Genomic DNA, 3,481 nt, shown 5'->3' with positions numbered 1-3,481 from the left:
GTCATGTTGACGGTGCAGGAAGCAGCGGACGAGTCGGTGCGGCTGGGACCGCTGACCGCCGGCGCCGGCAGCACCGATCTGGTCGCGCGGAGGCGGCGGATCCGGTCCGGCACGCCCGGCTCCCGTACCCGCGTCTCCCTTTCCGGACGGCCGGATCGAGCCGTGGGCGTACTGCGCCGAGGGCGTAGCGACGGGCGGTCCGGAAGGCTGGTTCCGCCCGTACGTTCGGGGCATGGACCGCATCGAGGTACTCCCCCGCCTGCACCTTTTCCGCTTCCCCATCGGCCAGGCCTACCTGTGGCGCGACGGCGACGAACTGACCCTGATCGACGCCGGGAACGCCGGCTCGGCACCGGAGATCGAGGCCGCCGTGCGCGGGCTCGGGCTGCGTCCCGAGGACATCCGGCGCATCGTCCTGACCCACTGCCACCGCGACCACATCGGGGCCGCGGAGGAGCTGGCCGCCCGGCACGGCGCCACCGTGATCGCGCACCGACTGGACGCCCCGGTCGTCCGCGGCGAGTCGCCCGTTCCCGAACCGGACCTGCTCGACTGGGAACTGCCGCTCTGGGAGCACGGCCTGACCGTGCCCGAGGCCCCGCCGACCCGGGTGGACGTGGAGGTCGAGGACGGGGACGAGCTGGGCTTCGGTGACGGGGCGTACGTCGTCCACGCGCCGGGGCACACGGACGGCAGCATCGCGGTCCACCTGCCGCGCCACGGCGTGCTGTTCACCGGGGACTGCGTCGCGGGCATCGGCCAGGTGATGCTGGGGGTGTTCAACACCGACCGGGCCCAGGCCGCCACCTCTTTCCGGCGGTTGGCCGCCCTGGAGCCGGAGGTGGCCTGCTTCGGGCACGGCGACCCGCTCACCGAGGACACCGCGGCGGTCCTCAAGGCGGCCGCGGAGGCCCCGGTACCCCGCCCCTGACCGACGCCCGGCCGGCACCCGCCCGCCCGTCGTCCTCCGCCGTCGCGTGCGGGCGGGAGCCGGCCGGGGGCGCAGCGGCGGTCACTGGTGCACGTGCGCCCGTTGTCCCTCGCGGTCGAAGACCATGATCAGCTCGACCGGACCACCCAGGGCGGTGAAGGCGTGCGGGACCATCGTCGCGAACTCCGCCGCCTCGCCCGCCTCCACGTCGATCCGCCGTTCCCCCAGCCACAGCCGCAGTCGCCCCTCCAGGACGAGCAGCCAGTCGTGGCCGGGGTGGACCCGCTGGGCGGGCCGGGCCTCGGAGGGCTCCAGGCGCATCTTGATCGCGACGGTCCGCCCGTCGGGCCGGCTCAGCGGCCACGTGGTCCGCGCGCCGTCGCTGTGCGCGACGGGGCGGATCACCACGTCCTCGTCGCTGGGCACCTCGAAGAGGACGTCGAGACTGACCTGGAGCGCCTGGGCCAGGGGCACGAGCACGTCGAGGCTGAGGGTGCGCTTGCCCGTCTCGACCCGGCTGATCGTGGACGGGCTGAGGTTGGTGCGTTCCGCCAGCTCGTCCAGGGAGTAGCCCAGGGTGGTGCGCAGGCTGCGCAGGCGCGACCGCGCCAGGACCTCGATGTCGGAGACCGCGTTCATGTCCCCCATCCTGACACGTCTTGCGGATTGTGCAAGGTTGCTTGCCGATGCCGCCAGGCGGAGTACGGTCGACTTCATGAGCGAGCACCCCGAGGGTCGGCACCCGGCCCCTTCCGAGCAGCACGAGGCCCACGGGCACGAAGGCCGGCACGAGCGGCACCGGCACGAGACCGTCCACGGGCGACACGAGCACGCGGGGCACGCCCCGCACCCCACCGTGGAGCGCCACTGCGACGTCGCCGTGATCGGCGGCTCGGCGGCCGGTCTGGCCGCCGCCCTCCAGCTGTCCCGGCAGCGGCGCGGCGTGATCGTGATCGACGACGGCACCCCCCGCAACGCGCCGGCCGCGCACATGCACGGCTACCTGGGTCACGAGGGGGCCGCCCCGACGACGCTCACCGGGATCGGTCGGGCGGAGGTCCGCTCCTACGGCGGCGAGGTCCTGCCCGGCCGGGTCCTGGCCGTGCGCCGCCGCGAGGACGGCCGGTTCCGCCTCGACCTCACCGGCGGGCACGCGCTGGTGGCCCGGCGCGTCCTCGCCGCCACCGGCCTGACCGACGAGCTGCCCGCGATCGCGGGCGTGGCGGAGGGCTGGGGGCGAGGGGTGGTCCACTGCCCGTTCTGCCACGGCTTCGAGGTGCGAGACCGGCGCCTGGTCCAGATCGTCACCCACCCGATGGGCCTCCACCCGACCCCGCTGCTCCGCCACCTGACGGAGCGCCTGACCGTCGTCCTGCACGATCCGGCCGGGCTCGACGAGGGGGCCGTCGGGGCCTTGGCCGCGTCCGGGGTCACGGTGGAGCGCGCGGAGGTCGGCCGGGTCCGCACCGGACCGGACGGCGAGGTGTCCGGGGTCGAGCTGACCGACGGCCGGGTCCTGGAGGCCGACGCCGTGGTGGTCGGCGCGCGCTTCCACGCCCGGATCGACGCCCTCACCCCGCTCGGGCTGACCGCCACCCCGCACCCCAGCGGCGCGGGCGAGGTCCTCGCGGTCGACCCGCGCGGCGAGACCGCCGTCGCGGGGGTGTACGCGGCCGGCAACGTCACCGACCCGAGCCTGCAGGTGCTGCCCGCGGCGGCCCAGGGCAGCCAGGTCGGCGCCATGATCGCCTTCAGCCTCGCCGAGGAGGACCTGAAGGCCGCCGCCCGCCCCTCGGGCGAGGAGGCCGACTGGGACCACCGCTACGGCGGCACCGAGCGCACCTGGAGCGGCAACCCGAACGGCACCCTCGTCCACGAGGCCACCGGGCTGACCCCGGGCCGCGCCCTGGAGGTCGGGACCGGCGAGGGGGCCGACGCCCTGTGGCTGGCCGAACGGGGCTGGAAGGTCACCGCCACGGACATCTCCGGCAACGCCCTCGCCCGGGTGCGGGCCGAGGCCGACCGGCGCGGCCTGGACGTCGAGCTGCTGCGGGCCGACGCGAACGCCCCCGCCCCCTTCGGGACCGCGACCTACGACCTCGTCTCGCTCCAGTACGGCTCGTTCAAGCGCACCCCCGACCGGCGCGGACTGCGCGGCCTGCTGGCCGCCGTCGCGCCCGGCGGGACCCTCCTGGTCGTGCACCACGACCTGAGCCCCCTGGAAGAGCCGGTGGACCCGGCCGCCCAGACCCGGGTGTACGACCCGGAGGCGTTCGTCGGGGTCGAGGAGATCGCCGACGCCCTGGCCGCGGCACCCGAGGCCTGGCGGGTCGAACTCCACGAGACCCGGCCGCGACCGGCCGGAGCCGCCAGCACCCACCACGTCAGCGACGTGGTCCTGCGGGCGGTCCGCCGCGCGGACTGAACGCGCGGGGCCGCGGTGCGGGGGGCGGGGACCGGTGGCCCGGCTACCCCGTCCTGGCAGAACAGCTTCGATACCTCGTGGAGCTGATCCACGCAGGCCGGCTCACCTTGCACCTCTACCCGGAC

General features: G+C 75.4%; 3 protein-coding genes. 2 read left to right on the top strand and 1 reads right to left on the bottom strand.

The annotated features are described in order from the left end of the window. The first annotated feature begins 232 nt into the window (after positions 1 to 232). Positions 233 to 931 (top strand): MBL fold metallo-hydrolase, encoded by a 699-nt coding sequence (locus ABTZ17_RS36555; protein WP_352200136.1) that lies wholly within the window; start codon positions 233 to 235, stop codon positions 929 to 931. Positions 932 to 1,012: 81 nt separating this feature from the next. Here ABTZ17_RS36555 and ABTZ17_RS36550 read toward each other — a convergent pair whose 3' ends face one another. After that, positions 1,013 to 1,570, bottom strand: a complete 558-nt coding sequence (locus ABTZ17_RS36550) for a helix-turn-helix domain-containing protein (RefSeq protein WP_352200135.1) — start codon at positions 1,568 to 1,570, stop codon at positions 1,013 to 1,015. A 76-nt stretch (positions 1,571 to 1,646) separates the two neighbouring features. Between ABTZ17_RS36550 and ABTZ17_RS36545 the strand changes: the two genes are divergently transcribed. Beyond that, entirely contained in the window at positions 1,647 to 3,356 is a 1,710-nt protein-coding gene (locus ABTZ17_RS36545; protein WP_352200134.1) for an FAD-dependent oxidoreductase, read from the top strand. Positions 3,357 to 3,481 lie beyond the last annotated feature (125 nt).

Origin of the sequence: Streptomyces sp. NPDC097619 (assembly GCF_040302735.1) — a bacterium.
GTDB lineage: Bacteria > Actinomycetota > Actinomycetes > Streptomycetales > Streptomycetaceae > Streptomyces.
This window is presented reverse-complemented; position numbering and strand designations above follow the sequence as displayed.